Below are 23,560 nucleotides of genomic sequence, written 5' to 3' on the forward strand. Positions count from 1 at the left end.
CAAGAGGCTCAACCTTGAGCCTCTTTTGTTTGCATTGAACATGGACTCAGCTTAGCGGCCACTGCCCGACGGTTTCGGGTTGAGTGGGCAATCCTCCGGTCTCTGTACGGAGATCTTCACCTTGTCATTGTTGTTCAAGCTGTCCAGCGTGGTTTTGATCGCGACCCTTTGCGCATCCGTGCCGCTGGCCCAGGCGTTGATGGCCTGTGTGATCAAGTCGCTGGCGGCGATATAGCCACCGTTCACGTAGATCAGGGTGCCGCTATTGCAGTGGCCCAGGCGATGACAGGCGTTAAAGATAAAGGCCAGGAGTTGCTGGGCCAGTTGCTCTCTGGGATCGCCTGTGGCATTGGCATCCACCAGGAAGTGAGAGATCTCGGCCTGCCAGGTGCCGGCCCCCCAGATGAGACTGTGGTCATCATTGTTGAAGGCGGCCGCGACATCGGCGCCACCTGAGTATTGGCCATTGAAGGGCTCGTCGCCGTTACCGAAATAGCTGCTTGGGGCACTGTAGGGCAGCAGCCCATTGACATGGTCCCGATCGGCGGTGGTGAGTTCGGCCAAACCATTCTTATTGTGCCAGTAGCCCTTGGTATCAAAGTCGGCTTCATCAAAACACACGTTGGTAAAGGTGTGCTGGGTGATGCGGGTTTGATACTGGCGATACCCATTGCTGTCGAACGGATAGATCACCCCTTGGATCTGCGGGTTCGGTCCTTGAGTCAGCTCTGATCTTACAGAGAGGTTGACTGAGGTTGCCTTGGTGGCTACCCATCCGGCGGGTTGCTCTTCACTCAAGATATGGAAGCCGGTTCCGTCGTAGACGGTTTCGCTGGGCAGGATCAGGTGGAAGGTGACTTCGCCATTACTGCCAGTCTGTCGGACGACATCGCCGTTTTCTATCATAGGATCCGTGACGGCAATCCCCTGATCGGCAAATTGTGCGGCAAGCTGGTGAAACAGTGCGTCATTTGGGCCACCATCCTTGATGGTATCGGGCACCGGGCCTCCGTTGCTTTGCAGCAGATCATCCTCCAGGCTGAGTGTGACCGTCCAGTTCTGGATCGGGGGTTCGCCACTGTCGGCCACACCGTTACCATTGATATCAAAGACTTTCCTAACCGTTAAGGTGGCAAAGCCAAACTCGCCCATGCTGATCACGGCCTGCGGATCCTGATTGTCACTTGGGGTGAGGTAGTTGGCGGGCAGGAAGTCGGTGAGTTCCCGAGCGGTCAGGGGGTCGTTACCCGTATCAAACGCCTGTGCTGGAGGACAGAACATCTCCATCTGGAATCGAGCAAGCTGGTTGGCATCGAGCAGGCCAACGTCTTCACTGTCCGGGTAGGGCAGGTATTTATGCACCATGGCCGACGTGGTGATGGCACGGGTTTGCAAATTGAGGTCTTCGGTCAGCAACCAGTGGGCCTGGTCCAGTGACCAGATCTGATTGAGCAGTCCCGACGCCTCGACCATCAGTGGCAGATCGCCGGCATCGTCCTCAACCCGGGTAAATTTACCTGTCTGACGGCTGACCGAGTCGTCGATGCCGTATTCCCAGCCAAAGACATAGCTTTCATCGTGGGGATCGAAACGGCAGTTGAGGTTGGCATCGTGATAGTTACGGAACCCAAGTACGGCGTTCATCGCCCTGCGTTCTTTGACCTTGAAGTTGTCGGTCTTGGATTCGGCTGAGATAAAGCCAAATCGGCCAAGGCAGTTCTCACCGGTTTCCACGCCAAGCTGTTCGTCGGTTGGATCCGCTGAGGGGGTTGTTATACCACAGGCCCTGCGTACATCATCCACAGGGGCTGCCCAAGCTTTATAGACGCCGCCCGGGTTGGGGGTATCGGCAAAGGGATACATGCCTGCGACTTTTCCGCCGTCATCGCCATCATTGAGCACGTGGGCACAACTCTCCGTCGTTGCTTTCGCACCATGGCCCACATCGTAGTAATCCGGGATCCCGTCGATCAGGGTGATCACACCCGCTTCGACCTTGAACTTGCGGCATTCCAAGGGCTCGGCATTAAAGCCGTTTTTACAGGTTCCACCCTCCTTATTGCTGTGGTCACGCGTTGATGAGAGCAGGCACTTACCGGCGGGATCGGTGATCTGGAAGTAGTACCAGCCGTCGGGCAGGGCAGCGGCCCGATTGGGGGCGCTGGGGTTGGGGCCGCCAATTAAGAAGACATCGGTTTTTTTTGCGTAACGTACATTCTCATTGACGATGGCACCATCGGGGGTGGTGGTGAATATCGCTCCCTTCAGAGGAGGCGCATCGTAAGCTTGAAGGGAAAAACCGATAAAGCACAAAGTTACACCGGCCGCGACCGGGCTTAATGGCCATAATTTCCGGGTTTTCATAAGTCACCTCAGAGCGTTGGGTAGACCTGTAGTTAAGCGTAGGGAGGTCGGACCATTGGCGGTATCGGTAGGAAAACCTAGGTAGAAAGGTCTAGAGGGAAGTGCTTAGATATTGGAGGAGGGGAGAGTGCCTTGATTGAGCACCCGGTTGAGCTGGGTTCGACGATGCAGGCCCAGTTTATGAAAGACGGCAGAGAGGTGGGTATGGACGGTACGCTCGCTGATGGTCAGCTGATGGGCGATCTCCTTATTGGAAAGCCCCTGAAGCACACACTCACTGATCTGCTGCTCGCGTTCGGTCAGGCATTGCCACAATGCCGTATGGGGATCGGCATGATGTTGCGTGGAGACTCTCAGGGCGTTCTTGAGCACACGGCTGACGAGGACCCTGGGTAGCCATAACTCCCCTTGATATAGCGCCTGCTTAAGCCGACTCAGTTCGGTATGTCCCTCCCGACCCGTGAGCCAACCGCGCAGGCCAAGGCACAGCAGAGATTGGATCTGGGCCAGATCGGGTTGGCGCCCCAGCAGCAGAATCTTGGTGTTTTCTGGCAGCAACAGGAACAGGGTCCAGAGCTGCTCCCGAGAATAGAAATCCTGCTGCACGATGAGCAGATCCAGATGGCGAAAACATCGCTCCGGATGCTTAATGGTCAGGTGACTGTGAAATTGCCGAACGAGCACAAAGTCAGGATGCTGGCCGATGGCGCCCTGTATCGGCAAAGATTTCAGCGAGCGATCCAAAACCAAGGCCGTTTTAATACTCATACCGCCGCCGCATTACCCTAATGGGCTGTAAGTATAGTTGAGCCGGGTGGACAGTATGGTGCTAAACGGTTGGAATTTAGGGCATCGTTATGCGAAAACAGTAGCGCTCTACCAGCCCGGGCAGTTGCGCCAGGATACTCTCCTTCAGTGCCAGGTCCGATTGTTCCAACTGGCTGGCCAAGGCATTACAATCGAACTGGCTCAGGGCTGGGGTGGCGATGGGTGCATAGCTCAAGTGCCAAGGCTCAGGTTGGACTCCCCCGAGTGCCTCCCGGTAGGGACGGAAGAAGCCGTACTCTGCCATGTGCTCCTCCAGCCACAGATGCAGCTCATGACAGGGGCCGCCCTGGGCGTACTCCCAGGGCTCCAGTTGCAGTGCATCCCGGGCCACCCGACGGGCATCATAGATGTCCAGATCCGTGCCCCAATGATGGCGGGAGGCGCCGGGAAGTGCCGACCAGGTTAGGATGGCATCCAGGATGTCGGCGTCGCTCATGATGCGGACATCACAGGGAGTTCCCTGGGCGTCTTGCAGGGGACGCTCACCCCGTGCCTTCCCATTGAAGATCGCCAGTTGACGCTCAAAAGAGCGCCAGCCTGAGCACAGGCCCAGCTCAAATCCTGCGGCCATTGCGCCCTCGCGAAGGGCCTCAAAGGCGCGGGCGGTGCGGCGCTCCAGTTTTTGTCCCTGGCACGGCACCAGATGACCATCGCTCAGGCCCAGTAGCGCGTCCCCTCTTAGCACAGCAACTTCTCCATGATCCGCTCATAGCACAGGGCCAATTGATCCAGATCGGCGATGCTGACGCACTCGTTGATCTTGTGGATGGTGGCGTTACAGGGGCCAAGCTCGATCACTTCCGCCCCGGTGGGGGCGATAAAGCGGCCATCTGAGGTACCGCCGCTGGTTTGAGGATCCGTGTCATAGCCGGTGATCTCGCGGATCGCCGAGCGGGTGGCGTCGAGCAGTTCGCCGTGATCGGTGAGAAACGGCTCGCCGTTGAGGATCCAGTCCAGATCGTAATCGAGATCGTATCGATCCAGTACCTCCTGCACCCTTACCTTGAGCACATTGGCATGGCTCTCGGTACAGAAGCGGAAGTTAAATTGCACCGACAAGGTACCGGGGACAACGTTGGGCGCACCCGTGCCTGCGGCAATGTTGGCGATCTGGAAGCTGGTGGGGGGGAAGAAGTCGTTGCCTTGGTCCCACACGGTTTCAGCCAGCTCAGCCAGGGCCGGGGCGGCCCGGTGTACCGGGTTACTCGCCAGGTGGGGGTAGGCCACATGGCCCTGTACCCCTTTGACCAGCAGATTGCCGGTCAGGCTGCCCCGTCGACCGTTTTTCACGACATCGCCCAGGCGCTCGCTGCTGGAGGGCTCGCCGACGATGCACCAGTCGATCTTCTCATTGCGGGCCTCGAGGGTCTCTATCACCTTGACGGTACCGTTGATAAAGGGCCCCTCTTCGTCTGAGGTGATCAGAAACGCGATGCTGCCGGCATGATCCGGATGTTTTTCGACAAAACGCCGGGTCGCCACCAGAGCAGCCGCCAAGGAGCCTTTCATGTCGGCCGCCCCTCGGCCATGCAGCATGCCATCCTGGATGGTGGGTTCAAAGGGGGGGGTATGCCACTGAGCTTCGTCTCCGGCAGGGACAACGTCCGTGTGGCCGGCAAAACAGAACAGCGGCCCCTGGGTCCCCCGTCGGGCCCACAGGTTGGTGGTGTCGTGAAACACCATGGACTCGATATCAAAACCCAGCGGAGCCAGCAGGTCAGCCATCATCTCCTGACAGCCCGCATCTTCCGGGGTGACCGAGCGGCGGCCAATCAGGTCGCAAGCCAGGGCCAGAACATCGCTGCCCAGCGCGTTGGCTTTACTCGCCATATTGAGTGATCCAGCGATCATAATCGGCGGCCTTAAAGCCCACCAGGATATGGTTGCCAGCGGCCAGTACCGGGCGTTTGATCAGGGTAGGGTGGGCCAGCAGAAGGGCCTTGGCCTTTTGGTTGTTCAGATCGGTCCTGTCGGCCTCATCGAGGTTGCGCCAGGTGGTGGAGCGGGTGTTGATCAGCACCTTGTAGCCGACCCACTCGAGCCACTGGCCCAGCAGGGTTTCATCCAGGCCATCGGCACGAAAATCGTGAAATTCATGCTTCCACTGTTGCTGCGCCAGGTATTTGCGTGCTTTGCGAACCGTATCGCAACTCTTGATGCCGTAGAGGATCATCCTGCTTACTCCGGAAGGGATATTCTGAGCAGGCATTGTGACACCCCCCCAGTGGGGGGACAAGTGGGCAAGGCACTGTTGAAAACTGGATTTTTTCTCTGTTTCGGTCCGGGCTGTCGTGCCGGACGGGCACCAGATCTTGAGGTCGTGCGGCATGCGGACGTACAATGGCCGAACTCTCCGTGCGTCGGGGAGTATCGATTCTCAGGGCAGGGTGCAATTCCCTACCGGCGGTGAGTCCCCGGGCCAGTGGCCAGAGTGATAAGCCCGCGAGCGCCCGATCCTTGGATCGGGGACAGCAGATCCGGTGACGCTTGCTGAACAAGCCATTCCGGAGCCGACGGTGACAGTCCGGATGAAAGAGAACGCGATCCCGCCCGCACCCTTTGGGGACGGCTGTTGCCGCGATCTGTCCTGATCCACGAAGTTGTTTGGAGTTGTTTCATGGATCAGTCCTCTCATTTTCCGTTGCAGGGTGCCCTCTGGATGCTACTCAGCGGTTTGGCGTTTGCCATCATTAACAGTGCCAACCAATGGGTGGCCTTTGTGATGGGCTTTGCCTTTGCCAACGTGGCACTCTACCAGTATGCCATTGCTACCCTGATCCTCCTGCCCTGGATGGCGCGCCAAGGGATGATCCGCAGCCTGCAGACTCGCCAATTGGGCCTGCACATCGTTCGGGTCGCCGTGGCGGTTGCCGGCATTCAGTTCTGGCTATGGGCGATGGCCTATCCGGTACCGATCTGGCAGGCCATCGCGCTGTTGATGACCTCCCCCCTGTTTGTCACTCTCGGCTCGGCGCTGTTTCTCAAGGAGCGGGTGGACAGTGGCCGCTGGGTGGCCACCGGGGTGGGTTTTATCGGTGCCATGATGATCCTGGCTCCCTGGAGCGAGACGTTCCACCTGTCGGCGCTGTTACCTGTGGTGGCGGCGGTGTTTTGGGCCACCTATTCGTTGATCACCAAGTCACAGCTCAAGCAAGGTGAGAGTCCCACTACGGTTGTCTTCTACCTGTTTGCGCTGACCTTGCCTTTCAATGCCTTTGTCGCGGCCCCGGTGTTGGCCTGGCCCGAGGCGCAAATGTGGCCTTTGTTGCTGCTGGTGGGGGTGTTGACCGGAATAGCCCAGTTGGCGTTGACTAAGGCCTATCAGTGTGCGGAAGCAGCCTATATCCAACCCTTTGATCTGGCGAAGCTACCGCTCAATGTCTTGGTGGGTTACTACGTCATGGGGGCAGCGCCTCCAGGCCAGCTTTGGCTGGGCGGAGCTCTGCTGATAGGGGCTACGCTATTCCTGATCCGGCGGGAAAACCGCCGAAAGGGACGGGACAGGCAAGGTGTCCTGGCGGCGAGCTAGCCGTTAGAGCTCCACCCTGAGGATCGGAGTGACTCCGGCTTCGACCTCCCCCTCCTGTTTAACCAGGTTTACTACGTCCTCCATATTGGCGATCACCACAGGGGTCAGGGTGCTCTTGGCATGTTCCTTTAGATAATCAAGGTCGAACTCAAGGATCGGGTCACCCGCTTTGACCTGTTGACCTTCATCCGCTAGCCGTTTAAAACCGGTCCCCCCCAGTTCGACGGTGTCGATGCCAAAATGGACAAACAGTTCGAGTCCCACGGGGGACTCCAGCGAAAATGCATGATTGGCATCGAACAGGCGTCCTATGGTGCCATCAATTGGCGCGACCACCTGGTTACCTCGGGGTTCGATGGCGATCCCATCGCCGACGATCTTTTCGGAAAACACCACATCGGGGACCTTTTCGATGGCAACGATGCGGCCGGACACCGGGGCAAGGATGTCGACACCATCCACCGGCATCTCCCGGCTGGCGATTATCCTACGTAGTCTGCTGAGAAAACCCATTTACATGACCTGCATTTTATTGTTGGAGTTTAGAGGTTTATCCAATGGTAGCTGATTATCCGGCGTTGATACAATCGCTTAACACCCTGTGAAGCGCCTCCTGAGTCGGGCAGGCCAGTGCTTTGGTCAATAACAGAGCGCCTTGGCTGGCACGGTAGCGGCGGATCTGGTGTTTGAGGGGAGCAGCTTGGGCAGCGGGTATACTGAAACGGCGGAGCCCCATTGCCAGCAGCAAAGGGATGGCGCGTCGGTCGGAGCCCAGATCGCCGCAGATGGAGAGAGGCAGAGCGCAGGCATGCGCATCGTGGCAGATCCGGAGCAGTATGCGTAACATCGGTGGGCTCAATGCCGGGTAGTGGGGCGCGATCCGGGCGTTGAGGCGATCGGCGGCCAGGCTGTATTGGGTCAGATCATTGGTCCCGATACTGGCAAAATCCAGTTTGGGCCCGAGCAGATCCAGGCTCATGGCGGCTCCCGGAGTTTCCACCATGATCCCAACGGGCAGTTTGGGCCACAGTCCCAAGGCTTGTTTTACCTCATCGAGCAGGGCCAGAAGCCTTTCTACCTCCTCCACCAGGCTGATCATCGGTAGCATGAGTTTGACCGGATAGGTCATTGCCAGCCGAATAATCGCTTCAAACTGGCTTTTCAGGTGTTGGGGCTGTTGCAGGCCAAGACGGATAGCACGGACCCCTAGGGCCGGATTGGGTTCCTGCTGGGCCAGGCCTGGCAGGTTTTTGTCTGCACCAAAGTCGAAGCTGCGGATCACCAGGGGTTTGCCGTCCAGTTCATCGGCGATGGCCTGATAAAGGTTGAGTTGACGCTCCGCAGTAGGCCAGCCCCCTTCGGCCATATAGAGAAACTCAGTGCGGAGCAGGCCTACTCCATCCAGGTGATACTGGCTAACGCCCCGTGCCTCTTCGACCGAGCCGATATTGGCCCCGAGCCAGATCCGCTCTCCATCCCCGGTTTCGGCCGATTCGGCCAGCAGGGCGTCATACTCGCTTTGTCGGCGTTGCCATTGGAGCAGGGCTTGCCGAAACAGGGGCTGATCTTCCGCCTTGGTGGCCAACATTAACTGGCCTGTATCTCCGTCAAGCAGGGCGGTGGATGGCGTCAATCTGCTGCAGGCATCGGGCAGAACCAGGCCAGGAAGTCCGGCGCCTCGCATCAGGATTGCCACGTGATCCGTACTGGTACCGTTGGCCAGCACCAGGCCGGCCAATTGGGTCTTGGGTAGCTGAATAAACTCTGCGGCGGTGAGATCCGGTACCACCAGCAGGGTCGGTTCGGTCAGTTGGTGGGGTAATACCAGACTTTCCCCTCGACTGCGGCGAGCCAGGCGCTGGCCGAGACGTAGCAGATCTCGTCCCCGTTTGTGCATCTGGGGATCGTCCATGTCAATCAGCGCCTGGCTGTGCTGTGTAAACAGGGTCTCTATTGCCTGGAAAAGGCTTTGGCCCTGAGTCACCGCCTGCTTGAGCTCCCCCAGCAGTTCAGGATCCCCGAGTAGGAGCCGATCGGCCTCCAGCAAATAGCGTTGGTCCAGATCCAGATCCGGGCGATCCAGCAACTGATCGATTGCCAGGCACTCTTGTTGGAGCAGGGGGGCAGGATCGACCATAGCTTGTGCCGAACTCTGATGAGAGCAGGGGAGTAACTGGCCCAGGGCTACGCCAGGGCTGATGGGAGTCGCGGTAAAGACTTTGGACATCGGCAGTCACTCCTTGGATATGCCCAACCGGCGGCGAGGACGTGAGGCCAGTTGACAGTTGTAGTTCCCTAGACCAATTCGGACACCATCTGTGCCAAGGTTTCCACTGCTAGCTCGGCTTGGTCACCATCGGCCACAATACGAATTTCAGCGCCGTGGCGCAGGTTGAGGGTCTGCAGTCGGAACAGGCTTTTGGCACTGGCTTGGCGTCCATCACTGTGGACCATGATGTCGCAGGGATACTGTTGCGCCGCCTTGACCAGGAGGGCAGCCGGGCGGGTGTGGATCCCATGAGGAGCGGTAATAATAAGAACACGTTGCGGCATGGCCGGGGGAAACCGTTGACTTTAGGGCGTCAGCATACTGTTCCCCCCGAACCGGGTCAAATTTGTGAGCTGGATCAGACTTTGAAGCGTTCCAGTTGTTGATCCAGCTCATGCCCCATGGTCGATAACTCCTGAGCTGAGCCAAGGCGGCTTTGATCGGCCTCCACCGTTACTTGAGTTAACTCGGCGATGGATTGCGCATTACGGGTGATCTCACTACTCACCTGGCTCTGTTCTTCCGTCGCTGTGGCGATCTGAGCGGCCCGCTGATCGATGGCGGTGATTGCGTTAACGATGCTATCCAGCGCCTGATTGGCCCGGCCGGATTGCTGGGCCAGTTGGTGGAATTGCTCCATGGCGCTGGCCGTCGCATCGGTCACCTGATCGACCCCCCCTTGAATGTTGCTGACAATGGCCTGGATCTCGTCGGTAGAGGCTTGAGTTCGGGTGGCCAGTGCCCGGACTTCGTCTGCGACCACGGCAAAACCACGGCCATGCTCGCCTGCCCGCGCCGCTTCGATGGCGGCATTGAGCGCCAGCAGGTTGGTTTGATCCGCAATGTTGCGGATCACGTCGAGGATATTACCGACTTCGTCGCTATGGCGGCTGAGCTGATCCGCGGTCTGGGTGGTTTGCACGAGATCGCCGGAAAAGGTTTGAACCAGGGTATGGGTTTGTTGCACCGCATCCCGGCAGCTTTCGACCTCCATTTGAGCTTTGCCGACGGCGCCTGCCGCATCCTGGGCAGAGCGGGCGACTTCCATGGTGCTGGCCTGCATCTGATCCATGGCACTGGCTACAGACTGGGTTTCCTCATGCATTCGCTGGCTGGTGCGCTGCGATCCCTGGGCGGCCAAAGTCAGCCGGTTCGCGTTGTCATTGATCTCATCGCCGATCGGTTTAAGGTGGCTGACTAACTCACTGAGTTTGCTGGTGAAGAGGTTGAAATTAGTGCTGAATTGGGCAATCTCGTCTTGACCGCTGTCATCCAGGCGACGCTTGAGATCCCCATCCCCATCGGCGATCTCAGACAGGGCATTGTTGGCCTCTTTGATGGGCTGAACAATGGAGTAGTTGAGCATCAAAAACAGTGCCGCCAAGGGGACCGACAGGGCCAGCAGGTAGATGATGTATCGGCTTAGGATCTGACCCATCTGGGCATCGACCCGGGTTTTATCTGTGTACAGGACCAGTCGCTGTTTGCCAAGGGCACGGGTACTGAGCCAGCCCTCTTCCAGGGTACGATCCTGATGGGTGTTCATGCCTTGGGCTATCGCCAGTATTGTGCGGTGATCAGGCCTGGAATTGTGGATTACGCTGCCGTCGGCGGCCAGGAGAAGCAGGGCCTGGTTGGTGCTACCGAGTCGGGACCAGTCGATCTGCTGCCAGCGCTGACCATCCAGGGTCGTGGTGAGCAGAGCGAGGCTGGTTTGGTGCTGTCGTTGTTCGCTGTATTCCAACTGACTGCGCTGCTCTGACAGACCCAGGTAGGTATAGATGGAAGTGCCTAGGGCGGCGATGGCCAGCAGCATCAGCAAGCGCACTGAAATGGTGAGGCGACGAAGCAACGTCATGATGTCTACCTTGTTATTTTTTATTGCATTGCAGTTTGCCTGTTCAAGTTTTATCTGTCATTACAATGGCCTAAAGAAAAGGCAGCCTTGGGCTGCCTTTTCTTTATTCGGTGAAGGGGATCAATTTATTGCACGTTCTCTGCGTCGGTAAAGAGTCCGGCGAAGAGGACTGAGGAGAGGTAGCGCTCGGCGGATGAGGGCAGTACCACCACAATGGTTTTGTCCTTGAGTTCGGGCTTGGCGGCGATCAGTTTATTGACGGCGACGACGGCAGCACCTGAGCTGATCCCGGCCAGGATCCCCTCTTCATCCATCAGACGGCGGGCCATTTCAACGGATTCATCGTTGCCAACGGTGATGGCTTCATCGACCATCTCCAGGTCGAGGTTACCCGGAATAAAGCCGGCGCCGATCCCTTGGATCTTGTGTGGTCCCGGGGTCAACTCTTCACCCTTGAGTGCCTGGGAGATCACTGGAGAATCCTCTGGCTCGACCGCAACGGTGTAGATTGCCTTGCCCTGAGTCAGCTTGAGGTAGCGGCTGGTTCCGGTCAGGGTACCGCCGGTACCGACCCCGGAGACCAATACGTCAACTTCGCCATCGGTATCGCTCCAGATCTCCGGACCCGTAGTCTGTTCGTGGATCTGGGCGTTGGCCGGATTTTCAAACTGCTGCAGTAGCACGTACTTGCTTGGATCACTGTCGCGGATCTCTTCGGCCTTGGCGACGGCACCTTTCATCCCCTTGGCACCCTCGGTCAGCACCAGCTTAGCGCCCAGGGCTTTGAGTAGCTTACGGCGTTCCAGGCTCATGGTGTTGGGCATGGTCAGGGTCAGTGGGTAGCCACGGGAGGCCGCGACAAAGGCCAGAGCAATCCCGGTGTTACCCGACGTTGGCTCGATGATCTCTTTGCCCTCACCCAGCAAGCCTTTCTTCTCGGCATCCCAGATCATGTTGGCACCGAGACGGCACTTTACGCTGAATGAGGGGTTGCGGGCTTCGACCTTCGCCAGCACATTACTGCCTTCGGTGACGCGATTGAGACGGACCAGCGGCGTGTTACCGATGGAGAGGGAGTTATCTTCGTAGATCTTCGCCATGATTGCTTTTCCTAAGCTTGCTGTGGTTACACCGGACACGGTTGATATTCTATAGCTTATCCAATGAATTACTGTACGGAAGTGACGTTTGGCTATTCCTTATTACAAAACGAAATTAAGCCCATTCATATAGGAATAAAACTTTCGTTGCCGAGACAACCGGGGCAATGAGGATAGCGTCCGTACGATCGGAAAGGATCTCTGAGGGCCCTGTCTGCAAGCCCTCAAGCGCTCAAGCCAGCAAGATGCAGGGGTGGAAACCTCGGTACCAGGATGTGAAAGGCCTTTACTTCATCTGATTTCACGTCATCGCTGTCATAAAGCACGCTGTACTTTAGGCCAGGAATATGGCGCTCAGGAAGAGGTAAACGCGTTCGGCGTTACTCCAGCGCTTCGCGCTTAGGTTGCGAACTCTGATGAGTGATTTTCTAGAGTAGCCACTCTCCCTGAGACGGGATGCGGATCCAGAAAACGACAAAACCCACCAAGAGGTGGGTTTTGCTGGAATATGGCGGTCAGGGAGAGATGATCGCCTTCGGCGTTACTTCAGCGCTTCGCGCTTACGTTGCGAACTCTGGCGAGTGATTTCCTAGAGTAGCCACTCTCCCTGACTCTGATTTTTGTCCCAAAAACGCAAAAACCCGCACACAGTGCGGGTTTTGCTGGAATATGGCGGTCAGGGAGAGATGATCGCCTTCGGCGTTACTTCAGCGCTTCGCGCTTACGTTGCGAACTCTGACGAGAGCTCTCACTCTCCCTGACTCTGATTTTTGTCCCAAAAACGCAAAAACCCGCACACAGTGCGGGTTTTGCTGGAATATGGCGGTCAGGGAGAGATTCGAACTCTCGATACGTTGCCGTATACACACTTTCCAGGCGTGCTCCTTCAGCCACTCGGACACCTGACCTTTAAATTGTTGCTTTTACGTGTTGCTACCACGGCCACTTCGAAACGAATTCCGAGTTGTGGCTGAGTCGCACGCCTGGGGCGTGGACAGTTTATCGGCCCTGCCTCCGAGCAGCCACTCGGACACCTGACCTTTAAACGCTGCGAAACCGAAAGCGCTAGGGCTCGTCGTCTCAACGGGGTCGTACTTTACGGATCCTGATGAGAGGGCACAAGGGGATTTTTCCTTTTTGTGTCCGTTCGCACAGGGTTTGAACAAGCTGTTGAAGTGTACGGCAGAAGGCGTCCAAATGGCGAACAGTGGTGGTTTCGAAACGCATATCAGGAGCGGCGAATACCTTCGAACCCTCGGCGGCAGGAGGGGCTGGTCATTTTTCATGGAAACCGGACTGTAGCCGGATGGCGTCGCCATATTCTCCTTCTCCGTCTCGCCAGGGTTCGCGCTGACGTTGCGAACTCTGACGAGTGATTTTCTAGAGTAGCCACTCTCCCTGACTCTGATTTTTGTCCCCAAAACGCAAAAACCCGCACACAGTGCGGGTTTTGCTGGAATATGGCGTTCAGGGAGAGATGATCGCCTTCGGCGTTACTCCAGCGCTTCGCGCTGACGTTGCGAACTCTGGCGAGTGATTTTCTAGAGTAGCCACTCTCCCTGATACGGGATGTGGATCCCGAAAACGACAAAACCCACCAAGAGGTGGGTTTTATCAAATATGGCGGTCAGGGAGAGATGATCGCCTTCGGCGTTACTTCAGCGCTTCGCGTTGACGTTGCGAACTCTGGCGAGTGATTTCCTAGAGTAGCCACTCTCCCTGACTCTGATTTTTGTCCCAAATACGCAAAAACCCGCACACAGTGCGGGTTTTGCTGGAATATGGCGGTCAGGGAGAGATGATCGCCTTCGGCGTTACTCCAGCGCTTCGCGCTGACGTTGCGAACTCTGACGAGTGATTTTCTAGAGTAGCCACTCTCCCTGATACGGGATGCGGATCCAGAAAACGACAAAACCCACCAAGAGGTGGGTTTTGCTGGAATATGGCGGTCAGGGAGAGATGATCGCCTTCGGCGTTACTCCAGCGCTTCGCGCTTACGTTGCGAACTCTGACGAGTGATTTTCTAGAGTAGCCACTCTCCCTGACTCTGATTCTTGTCCCAAAAACGCAAAAACCCGCACACAGTGCGGGTTTTGCTGGAATATGGCGGTCAGGGAGAGATTCGAACTCTCGATACGTTGCCGTATACACACTTTCCAGGCGTGCTCCTTCAGCCACTCGGACACCTGACCTTTAAATTGTTGCTGAAACATAAGCTCTGGGGCTTGCCGTCTCAACGGGGCGTAACTTTAAGGTCGGTTAGCCTGCGGGTCAAGCAGGAAATTCGGCAACACCGTTTGTTTGTGCACTTGTTCACCATATCGAGTGTTTTGTCCACTTGGGTGATGGGTATCACCAAGCCCAAGGCTAATTGGAGGAGCGTAAGCTCCATTATGTAAACTGATTGGTTTATTTAAGTGGTTATCCAGCAGATGAGCTGCTAGAGTCATTCATGTAAGTAAAGTGTTTAATTTAAAAAATGGGTTCGGTTATGGAGTGGCATGATGATCAGATTGGAACATGTGAACTTGGTGGTGACAGAGCTTGAGCCTGTGGTGGCCTTTTATCGGGCGGCTTTTCCCCATTGGCGGGTGCGGATCAGTGGCCATGGGGAGTGGTATGGCAAGCCGCGTCGTTGGCTGCATCTGGGCGATGATCACCAGTACCTGGCATTGTCTGATCATGGGGAAGGTGAGAATCGGGATCTGACAGGGCACAGTGTTGGATTGGCCCATTTTGCTTTTGTGGTGGACGATATCGCCTCTGTGGTCCAAAGGCTTCGTGATGCCGGTTATCAGATCAGCCAGCCTGGCGCCGACAGTCGTTACCGGGAAAATGTCTATTTTATCGATCCCGCCGGATATGAGGTGGAGTTTGTTCAATACAAAACGGACATCCCGGCGCTACGCAATGCCTGAGCCTGTCCAAACTCCGGCCATGGCATGGGCACACATAAACGTGGCAGGCCCCGTGACAGAGTTCCGTTTGTCAGATTGGGAGTTCAAAATGCGGGAAAGCGGCCATAAAAAAACCGAAGCGGTGTGCTTCGGTTTTTATGCTTTAAGGTTGGCCAGAGTCAAAGAAATTGGATCCCGTTTTCCAGGGATTGCAGTCTTGCCAGAGACAGGATCTCCAGGCCGCTCTGCTCTACCAGGCTACGGCCCTGCTGGAAACTCTTTTCAACTACGATCCCCAGGCCCGCGAACTCGGCTCCCGCCTGGGCACAGACACTCTTGATCCCAAGTACCGCCTGACCGTGGGCCAGGAAGTCGTCAACAAACAGCAGGCGATCACCGGTGCTGATGTGGCTTTTGTCGCAGGTCAGGGTGTACTGGGTGTTTTTGGTGAAACTTTTCACCGTTTCGGTATAAAGCTCGGCGTTATCCAGGGTGCTCTTGGCTTTCTTACACACGACCAGGGGGACGCTCAGTGCCAGGGCAGTTAGGATCCCAATGGCGATCCCGCCGCTTTCGATGGTGATGATCTTATCAATCTTGTGATCGCGGTAGTGATCGGCGATAGCTTGTGCACACCAGTTAAGCAGATCAGGATCAATCTGCTTGGTCAGGAAGGCGCTGGCATCCAGGGCGGCAGCGCTCTTGATCACACCTTGCGCCAGAATGCGCTGTTGCAAAGGGTTCATTTTAGTTCTCGTTGGCAACGGGGTCAGAGGAGGGAAGCTGCAGCGACAATGCGTAGGGACTGTAGTGTCCAGGTTATGGCCTGGACGTAGAGACAGCCAACCCTATTGTCGGCTTATACAGCTTCAACCTTACGGTATTGCTGGCGCATTCTAATGGGCCGGTGCCGTTTTGCAACGGCGGGATAGGGAAAACCTCGCATGGATTAGGCTGTTGAGCCTTATTCTTCCTCCTCACATGCTGACGATGGGAAGCAAGGAGGCGGGAGAACCTTATTCCATACCATAGCGGCCGTGGACCTCCCGGTACTGATCGACCCAGAAGGCGGTTGCGCCACAGATCGCCACAGGCATCAGGATCAGGTTGACCAGCGGGATCATCGCCATCAGGGCGGCGGCGGCGCCGAAGGTGAAACTGCGCCAGCGCTGCATGGCCAGGCCGCTGCGCATGCGATCAAAGGGGACCTTATGATTGTCAAAAGGGTAATCAAGATATTGAATGGCCAGCATCCAGGCGGTGAAGCAGAACCAGATCACGGCGCCGAATCCGGGAACGAAAAATAGGATCAGGACAAAGACCAGTGCCCTAGGCAAGTAGTACCATAACTTGGTCCATTCACGGCCGATAAGCCTTGGTGTGTCCTTGAGCAGATCGATGACCCCGCCCGTGTCCAGAGGCTTGCCGGTCAGTTTTTTTTCCACCTGTTCGGCCAGCAGGCCGTTAAAAGGTGCGGCGATAAAGTTCATGAGTGCACTGAAAAGGAAGGAGGCACTGATCAGGACGGTGATCACCGCCAGTGGCCAGAGGACAAAATCGAGCCAACCGAGAAACTCGGGTAGCCAGGCCATGATCTGCTCGATCCACCCGCCCATGCGTTGGAACAGGAAGTAGAAGGCGGTGGAGAAAAGCAGCAGATTGACCGTCAGTGGCAGCACCACGAAGCGGCGTAAGCCGGGTTGACGGATCAGCTCGAAGCCCTTGAGAAAATATTGGACGCCGCTGGCACCTTGGGGAAGAACCTGTGATTGCATCGTACGTATTTCGTTTTTTCAGTCGATGAATGCATTGTGTTGTGATCCGCTCCGCTTGGTCAACATCCAGCGTATTTCAGCCTGTTACAAAACATTGGGGGCTCTGGTAAAGTGGGCCAATCTGCCCCCTAACCGAGATGCTCAAGCGCCCCATGCGGCTGAAACTCATTAAGCTGGCCGGCTTCAAATCTTTTGTCGATCCCACCAAGGTTCCCTTTCCCGAACAGATGACGGCCATCGTTGGCCCCAATGGCTGTGGTAAGTCCAATGTCATCGATGCGGTACGTTGGGTGTTGGGAGAGAGCAGCGCCAAGAACCTGCGTGGTGACTCCATGACGGACGTGATCTTTAATGGCTCCAGCGGTCGGAAGGCATCGTCTGTGGCCAGTGTCGAACTGGTATTCGATAACAGTGAAGGGCGATTGCAAGGTCAATATGCCAGTTATGCCGAGATCTCGGTTAAGCGCCAGGTTAACAGCGATGCCCAGTCCAGCTATTTTTTGAACGGCACCAAGTGTCGTCGCCGGGATATCACGGATCTCTTTATGGGCACGGGGCTGGGTCCCCGTAGCTACGCCATTATCGAGCAGGGCACGGTTTCCCGCCTGATTGAATCTAAGCCTCAGGAACTGAGGGTCTTTATTGAAGAAGCCGCCGGGATCTCTCGGTACAAAGAGCGTCGGCGTGAAACCGAAAACCGCATCCGCCACACTCGGGAGAACCTTGAACGGCTGGAAGATGTGCGGATCGAGTTGGGCAGTCAGATCGAACGTCTGCGTCGCCAGGCCGATGCCGCTCGTCGATACCGGGAGCTGAAGATCTCCGAACGGACTCTGCATGGCGAGCTGCTAGCGCTCAAGTGGCGAGAGTTATCGAGCAAGATGAATGCCCTCGAAGGGGATATGGCCGAGCTGGAGCAGCAAAAGGCCCAGCGGGAGAGCGCCTTCGCCGGGGACGATGCGGCACTCATTCAGCTGGAACAGCAGAAATCCGATGTTCAGGCCGAACTGGAGCATTGCCAGCAGCAGCTGTTTCAAAGCAGTGGGGCAGTGACCCGCCTGGAGCAGCAGATCCTGCATACTCGACAGCGGGCACAGCAGCTGGAGGAGGAGATCCGCCGTACCTCGGTGCAGTTGGCGAGCAGCGAGGAGCAGCTCAGCGGGCTGGATCAGGAGCAGGCGGAGTTGGCTGAATCTCTGGAGATGTTGACCCCCGAAAGTGAAGAGCTTGAGCTGCAGCTTGAAGAGTTGGAAGCTCAGTTATTGTCACAGGAAGCCCAGCTGGATCAGCTTGAGCAGCAGCGAGAGCAGCGCAGGGATCTGCGCGAACAGGCAGAGCGGGCTCGTCAGGTGGGGTTGACCGAATTGGCGGGACTCGGCCGCGAGCGAGCGCAACTGGCCAGTCAGCAGCAGCGACTGAATGAACAGTTGGCCCAGTGCCAGCCTGTCCAGCAGATAGAGCTACAACTGGCTGAGCTGGAAGCGCAGCGGGATGAAGCAGAGCTGGCCAGCGATGCCGCAGGTGAAGGAGCGACGGCAGCAGGCGAAGCCTGGGAGCTGGCCGAATCTCAGCTTGAGATCAGCCGTACGACCAAGGAGGAGCGGATCCGTCAGCGCAACGAGCTATTGGCTCAGAAGCGCTCCCTGGCAACCGCCATCCGGACACGTCAGCACAGTTTGCCAGCCCCCTTCGACAGCCTTCCGCAGCTGTGGCAGTCGCTGAGTGTCGCGCCAGGCTGGGAAGCGGCACTGGAGCAGGTGATGGGTAGCCGGATCCAGGCAGTGATTGGTGCCGACGACCAGCCACTGCCACCTGGGTTAATGCGGGTGACGGCACGGGAGTCGACTTATCACGCAGAGCGCCCGTGGCCCAGCCTGATGGCGAAGATCCAGGGGCCTTATAACCTGGCACCCTGGCTGGCCGGGATCTACTGTGCCGACGATGAAGCACAGGCTCAGGAATTTCTCGCTCAATGTGACTCCCGTGAATCCGTGGTAACCACCGATGGTCGTTGGCGTGGTCCCGGGTTTGAGATCAGCCCGGGTCAGATAGATGAAAAGCCCCTGACGGCCCTCCTGGCCGAGCAGGATGAACTGAGCCAGGCGCTGGAAGCGCTCGAGCTGTCCGTCGAGGAAGCCGAAGCGGCTTTTGCGATGGCTCAGGAGCAGCTTCAGCACCGACGCGAAGACGCCCATCAGACTCGGAAAGCGGCGACGGCTGCTCGCGAGCGCTGGCTGGATCTGCAAAACCGTTGCGCTCGATTGACCGATCAGTTGAGTCAGCAGGCTCAGCAACGGGAGATGCTGGTGTTGCAGCAGGAGGAGTTGACGCTGCGGTTGGAGGAGCTGGAGCAGCGAGGCTTTGAGCTGGAGGAGCGGCTGGAGCAACTTGAGCTCGAAGCTGAGCAGGCCGGTGATGGGCTGACGGCCCTGGAAGAGCGATTGCAGGATCAGCGTGCCGCAACCCGACAGCGCCAAGCACATAAGGGCCAGTTAGGCCAGCAGCTGCAGCAACTGCAACTGCAACTGCAGAGTCAGCGGGCTCGGCTTCAGGGCATGGATGAGCGGCGAAGCCAGGCTCGGAGTTCGGCAGAGCAATGGCGAGAGCGGATCGAGGAGGCCCGGGAGGAGCAGATCGAGCTGGCCGAGCCTCTCGCTCAGTTTGAGCTGGAACTCGAGGAGCAGTTGCTGCTGCGAGCAGAGCAGGAAGCGGTCCAAGGCGAGGCACGGGCCCGTCAGTCCGAAGTGGACCAGGCTCTGGCCGGGCTGGCAGACAGCCAGCGTGGGCAGCAGGCGCAGCTCCAGGGCCTGTCGGAGAAAATCACTCGACTGCAACTGGAACATGAGGGACTAAGGGTGCAGGCCCAGGGGCAGCTGGATCTGTTGGCCGAGTCTCAGATGCAGTTGAAAGGGATCCTGGAGGGGCTCAGTGCCGAGGCGGCGGTAGCCCAGTGGACCGCCGATCTCGAGCGGGTTCGAGAGCGGATCCGCCGACTTGGTGCGATCAACATGGCGGCCATTGAAGAGTATGAACAGCAGGTAGAACGTAAGCAGTACTTGGATGAGCAGAATGCCGACTTGACCGAGGCTCTGGAGGTGCTGGAAGCGGCGATCCGCAAGATCGATCGGGAAACCCGCAGTCGTTTTAAGGAGACTTTCGATAAGGTTAACGCCGATCTGATCCACCTCTTTCCCAAGGTATTTGGCGGGGGCAGTGCTTACCTGGAGTTGACGGGTGATGACATGCTGGAAGCCGGGGTGACGATTATGGCTCGCCCCCCAGGCAAGAAAAACAGCACCATTCATCTGCTCTCCGGTGGTGAAAAGGCCTTGACCGCTTTATCATTGGTGTTTGCAATTTTTAGACTTAATCCTGCGCCTTTCTGTATGCTGGATGAGGTGGATGCACCCTTGGATGACGCCAACGTCGGTCGCTTTTGTCGACTGGTGAAGGAGATGTCGGAAACGGTGCAATTCGTGTACATCAGTCACAATAAAGTCAGCATGGAGATGGCGGATCGCCTCACTGGGGTGACCATGCATGAGCCCGGGGTCTCCCGGATCGTCGCCGTCGATATCGAAGAGGCCGCTGCAATGGCCCAGATCGGATAACCAGATCGGAGTTTTAGGGGAAAGCATTACGATGGATGACATGCGTATCGTCTTTATTGTCGTTGGCTTGCTGGCCATCATTGGCTTGTGTGTTCATGGTTTCTGGTCATTGCGACGCAACAGCCCGGCGCGTAATCGTCGGACCAGACGCGGTAAGACTCCGATCACTAAGGTTTCGGGGAGCTCTCGACCTGAGACTGACATCATGGCATCGGCCGATGAAGGGGTGCTTGGGCCTGCCCGCACCGTTTCGACCAAGCCGGTTGAGCCAAGTCTAAACGCTGACAGTCAGAGTCCTAGGGCACAGCTTCACGCCGAACCACAGCAACCCAGTTTACTGGATGAAGCGTCGCTCAATGAGGCGCAGTTCGAACCTGTCGCCACTGCGCCAGCGAAACCCCGTCGTCGGGCCTTACGCCAGGAGCCTGTTATAGGCAATGAGCAGATTGAACTGGGGTTGGGCGACGATCCTGCCGATGCGCTAGACAAGCCGTTAGCGACAGAGGCTGGGGGCGCCCTGGCAGACACTGTGGATGTCGAACCTGGTTTGATGCCACAGAAACCCGAAGCACCCGTGACGCCTGTGGGTCAGCCTCAGGCCGTCGTCAGCGAACTGGAACCATCGCGGGTGGCTGAGATTGAAAGCTCGAAGCCAGCCGATCCCCAGCCGGTCTCCTGCGAGCCCGTGTCGGTACAGGAGATCGAGCCTGAGCCCATTCAGCCCACCGATGTGCTGGTGTTGCATGTGGTGGGCAAACAGGGACCCTTGCGCGGCGAGGAGTTGTTGCCGAGCCTGACGACCTTGGGCTTTAAGTTTGGGGAGATGGCGATATTCCATCGTCATCAGAGCACGGCGGGCACAGGTCCCGTTTTGTTCTCCCTGGCCAATATGGTCAAACCCGGTACCTTTGATCCGGACAGCATGGAGCAGTTTTCCACTGAAGGCGTGGCACTCTTTATGACCTTGCCTGCGCAAACCGATGCACGGGTCAGCTTCTCCATGATGCTGGGCACGGCTCAGGGCTTGGTCGATCTGCACGATGCCCAGTTACTCGATGATCAGCATCAGCCCTGGAGTGACGAGCTGGAATTCAGTTATATGGAGCGGATCCGAGCCTCGGAAGCCGTGCCAGCCTAAACGTTATCGAATCATCTTAAGGCCGCCCCGGGCGGCCTTTTTTGGGGCTGTCTGCCCCTGTTTGGAAATCACTATGAGCGACACAGCGAAGCAGCGTATTGATCAACTCAGTCAGGAGTTGAATCACCACAATCATCAATATTATGTGTTGGATAATCCCAGCATTCCGGATGCCGAGTACGATCGCCTGCTGCGTGAGTTGCAGCAGTTGGAGGCAGAGTATCCTCAGTGGGTTCGAAGCGACTCGCCCAGCCAAAGGGTGGGCGGTGAAGCCCTGCAACACTTTGAGTCCGTGGCCCATTTGCGCCCCATGCTGTCTCTGGACAACGCCATGAATGAAGAGGAGTTCAATGCCTTTCATCAGCGGCTCGCGGATCGGGTTGGGGAGAGTGCAATCACTTACTGTGCCGAGCCCAAGCTTGATGGGATCGCCGTCAGCTTGCTTTACCGAGATGGGGTTCTGGAGCGGGCGGCGACTCGGGGGGACGGGATCACCGGTGAGGAGATCACTAATAACGTCAAGACCATCGGTGCGGTACCGCTGCGTCTGCAGGGAGAGGATGTTCCCGCCCTGCTGGAAGTCCGTGGTGAGGCCTTTATGCCCACAGAAGGTTTCGAAGCGATGAACGCCAAGGCCCATGCCGCGGGGGAGAAGACCTTCGTGAACCCGCGAAATGCGGCGGCCGGCAGTTTGCGACAGCTCGATAGCCGGGTAACGGCCTCGCGTCCGCTGGCGTTTTATGCTTATGCCATGGGAGTGGTTGAGGGGGAGCACACCCCACTGTCGGACAGTCAGTATGGCCGTCTGAACCAGCTCAAGGCGTGGGGATTGCCGGTCTCGCCTCTGGTTGAACCGGTTGAGGGGGAAGCGGGAGCCTTGGCCTATTTTCGGCGGGTAGGTGAGCAGCGTTCCGAGTTGCCCTATGAGATCGACGGCGTCGTAATTAAGGTCGACAGCCTGGCACAGCAAGAGAGACTGGGGTTTGTAGCCCGGGCCCCCCGTTGGGCCATCGCCTGTAAATTCCCGGCACAGGAGGAGTTGACGGTCCTCAAAGGGGTGGATTTTCAGGTGGGGAGAACCGGGGCAGTGACGCCGGTGGCAAGGCTGGAGCCGGTATTCGTCGGTGGGGTGACCGTGTCCAACGCTACGCTCCACAATGCCGATGAGATCGCGCGCCTCGGGGTGATGATCGGCGATACCGTGATCATCCGCCGAGCCGGTGATGTGATCCCGCAGATCGTCTCTGTGGTGATGGAGCGGCGTCCCAAAGAGGCGCGCCCCATAGAGATCCCCCAGCAATGCCCAGTTTGTGATGCCAAGGTGGAACGGTTCGAAGGGGAGGCGGTAGCCCGTTGCTCTGGTGGACTGTACTGCGAAGCCCAGCGTAAGGAAGCGATCAAACACTTTGCTTCTCGTAAGGCATTGGATGTCGATGGCCTGGGCGACAAGCTGGTAGAGATGCTGGTGGACAAGGAACTGGTGGAAACACCGGCGGACCTGTTCAAAGTGTCGGCTTCGAGCCTGACCATGCTGCCGCGCATGGGGATGAAGTCGGCGCAGAACCTGGTCAACGCACTGGATGTGGCGCGCAGCACGACCTTGCCACGCTTCCTCTACAGCCTGGGGATCCGCGAGGTCGGGGAAGCGACGGCAGCGAATCTGGCCCGCCACTTCAAGACATTGGATGCGCTGCGTGACGCAGAGATCGAAGCCCTTAAGGAGGTCAGTGAGGTGGGCGAGGTGGTGGCCAAGCACGTCTACTACTTCTTCCGCCAGCCCCACAATATTGAGGTGCTGGAGGCTTTGATCGATCCCGAGGGGGCCAATGTTCATTGGCCAGCCATCGAGTCCGTAGCCGAAGAGAGCCAACCCCTGAAGGGGCAGACCTGGGTGTTGACCGGTACCTTGAGCCAGATGGGTCGCTCCGATGCCAAGGCGGCGCTGGAAGCCTTGGGGGCCAAGGTTTCCGGCAGTGTTTCGAAAAACACGCATACGCTGGTCGCCGGCGAGAAAGCGGGTTCTAAGCTGACCAAGGCCACGGAACTTGGGGTCGCTGTGCTTGATGAGCAGGGCCTATTGGATCTTTTGGCTAACCACGGGCGGTAATACGGGTTTCGTCTACTGGCCCCGGCCTGCGTTGCAGATCGGGGCTTCTTTGTATTTGTGCTGGACACTTGATGCATCAGGGGC

17 protein-coding genes, 2 tRNA genes and 2 riboswitches are annotated in these 23,560 nt (G+C 57.5%); of the genes, 5 read left to right on the top strand and 14 right to left on the bottom strand.

From position 1 onward, the window contains the following. Positions 1-51 precede the first annotated feature (51 nt). The 5 genes from AC2D8U_RS11585 to AC2D8U_RS11605 all read right to left on the bottom strand — a co-directional run bounded on the left by AC2D8U_RS11585 (position 52) and on the right by AC2D8U_RS11605 (position 5,365). Positions 52-2,364: a hypothetical protein gene (locus AC2D8U_RS11585; RefSeq protein ID WP_484619208.1), complete on the bottom strand. Its 2,313-nt coding sequence runs from the start codon at positions 2,362-2,364 to the stop codon at positions 52-54. 105 nt (positions 2,365-2,469) lie between these two features. Next, positions 2,470-3,132, bottom strand: a complete 663-nt coding sequence (locus AC2D8U_RS11590; RefSeq protein WP_484619209.1) for a helix-turn-helix transcriptional regulator — start codon at positions 3,130-3,132, stop codon at positions 2,470-2,472. Between the two features lie 76 nt (positions 3,133-3,208). Then, a complete protein-coding gene (locus AC2D8U_RS11595) occupies positions 3,209-3,877 on the bottom strand; it encodes a M15 family metallopeptidase (protein WP_484619210.1) in 669 nt (222 codons plus the stop codon). Beyond that, entirely contained in the window at positions 3,871-5,022 is a 1,152-nt protein-coding gene (gene dapE / locus AC2D8U_RS11600; RefSeq protein WP_484619211.1) for a succinyl-diaminopimelate desuccinylase, read from the bottom strand. The genes AC2D8U_RS11595 and dapE overlap by 7 nt, the downstream gene beginning before the upstream one ends. After that, entirely contained in the window at positions 5,012-5,365 is a 354-nt protein-coding gene (locus AC2D8U_RS11605) for an ArsC family reductase (RefSeq protein WP_484619212.1), read from the bottom strand. The genes dapE and AC2D8U_RS11605 overlap by 11 nt, the downstream gene beginning before the upstream one ends. Positions 5,366-5,561: 196 nt before the next feature. Next, positions 5,562-5,735: riboswitch (FMN riboswitch) on the top strand. Between the two features lie 74 nt (positions 5,736-5,809). On the opposite strand from AC2D8U_RS11605, the gene AC2D8U_RS11610 reads away from it, so the two are divergent. Then, complete coding sequence (locus AC2D8U_RS11610; RefSeq protein WP_484619213.1) at positions 5,810-6,721, top strand: DMT family transporter; 912 nt, start codon at positions 5,810-5,812, stop codon at positions 6,719-6,721. A gap of 3 nt (positions 6,722-6,724) precedes the next feature. Here AC2D8U_RS11610 and crr read toward each other — a convergent pair whose 3' ends face one another. The 7 genes from crr to AC2D8U_RS11645 all read right to left on the bottom strand — a co-directional run bounded on the left by crr (position 6,725) and on the right by AC2D8U_RS11645 (position 14,140). Continuing rightward, on the bottom strand, positions 6,725-7,234 hold the full coding sequence (crr, locus tag AC2D8U_RS11615; RefSeq protein WP_484619214.1) for a PTS glucose transporter subunit IIA: 510 nt from the start codon (positions 7,232-7,234) through the stop codon (positions 6,725-6,727). 55 nt (positions 7,235-7,289) lie between these two features. After that, a complete protein-coding gene (locus AC2D8U_RS11620) occupies positions 7,290-8,948 on the bottom strand; it encodes a putative PEP-binding protein (protein WP_484619215.1) in 1,659 nt (552 codons plus the stop codon). Positions 8,949-9,016: 68 nt separating this feature from the next. After that, complete coding sequence (locus AC2D8U_RS11625; protein ID WP_484619216.1) at positions 9,017-9,274, bottom strand: HPr family phosphocarrier protein; 258 nt, start codon at positions 9,272-9,274, stop codon at positions 9,017-9,019. 74 nt (positions 9,275-9,348) lie between these two features. Then, a complete protein-coding gene (locus AC2D8U_RS11630; RefSeq protein WP_484619217.1) occupies positions 9,349-10,848 on the bottom strand; it encodes a methyl-accepting chemotaxis protein in 1,500 nt (499 codons plus the stop codon). Positions 10,849-10,973: 125 nt separating this feature from the next. Beyond that, complete coding sequence (gene cysK, locus AC2D8U_RS11635) at positions 10,974-11,948, bottom strand: cysteine synthase A (protein ID WP_484619218.1); 975 nt, start codon at positions 11,946-11,948, stop codon at positions 10,974-10,976. Positions 11,949-12,768: 820 nt separating this feature from the next. Beyond that, positions 12,769-12,856: transfer RNA gene (locus tag AC2D8U_RS11640), tRNA-Ser, on the bottom strand. 1,196 nt (positions 12,857-14,052) lie between these two features. Next, positions 14,053-14,140, bottom strand: a tRNA-Ser gene (locus AC2D8U_RS11645). 312 nt (positions 14,141-14,452) lie between these two features. Between AC2D8U_RS11645 and AC2D8U_RS11650 the strand changes: the two genes are divergently transcribed. After that, positions 14,453-14,866 carry a VOC family protein gene (locus AC2D8U_RS11650; RefSeq protein ID WP_484619219.1) on the top strand — a complete coding sequence of 138 codons (414 nt, stop codon included), beginning with the start codon at positions 14,453-14,455 and terminating at the stop codon, positions 14,864-14,866. 158 nt (positions 14,867-15,024) lie between these two features. Here the strand turns inward: AC2D8U_RS11650 and AC2D8U_RS11655 are convergent, their stop codons facing one another. After that, positions 15,025-15,591: a xanthine phosphoribosyltransferase gene (locus AC2D8U_RS11655; protein WP_484619220.1), complete on the bottom strand. Its 567-nt coding sequence runs from the start codon at positions 15,589-15,591 to the stop codon at positions 15,025-15,027. 42 nt (positions 15,592-15,633) lie between these two features. Continuing rightward, positions 15,634-15,732: riboswitch (purine riboswitch) on the bottom strand. Between the two features lie 129 nt (positions 15,733-15,861). After that, the gene (gene cysZ, locus AC2D8U_RS11660) at positions 15,862-16,620 is read right to left on the bottom strand and encodes a sulfate transporter CysZ (protein ID WP_484619221.1); all 759 of its coding nucleotides are present in this window, start codon (positions 16,618-16,620) and stop codon (positions 15,862-15,864) included. Between the two features lie 152 nt (positions 16,621-16,772). Between cysZ and AC2D8U_RS11665 the strand changes: the two genes are divergently transcribed. The 3 genes from AC2D8U_RS11665 (at position 16,773) to ligA (ending at position 23,476) form a co-directional block, all read left to right on the top strand. Beyond that, positions 16,773-20,231, top strand: a complete 3,459-nt coding sequence (locus AC2D8U_RS11665; protein WP_484619222.1) for a chromosome segregation protein SMC — start codon at positions 16,773-16,775, stop codon at positions 20,229-20,231. A gap of 31 nt (positions 20,232-20,262) precedes the next feature. Further along, positions 20,263-21,369 (top strand): cell division protein ZipA, encoded by a 1,107-nt coding sequence (gene zipA / locus AC2D8U_RS11670; RefSeq protein WP_484619223.1) that lies wholly within the window; start codon positions 20,263-20,265, stop codon positions 21,367-21,369. Positions 21,370-21,442: 73 nt separating this feature from the next. Continuing rightward, positions 21,443-23,476: an NAD-dependent DNA ligase LigA gene (gene ligA, locus AC2D8U_RS11675; RefSeq protein WP_484619224.1), complete on the top strand. Its 2,034-nt coding sequence runs from the start codon at positions 21,443-21,445 to the stop codon at positions 23,474-23,476. Positions 23,477-23,560: the final 84 nt, after the last annotated feature.

It is taken from the genome of Ferrimonas sp. YIN67 (genome assembly GCF_057219095.1).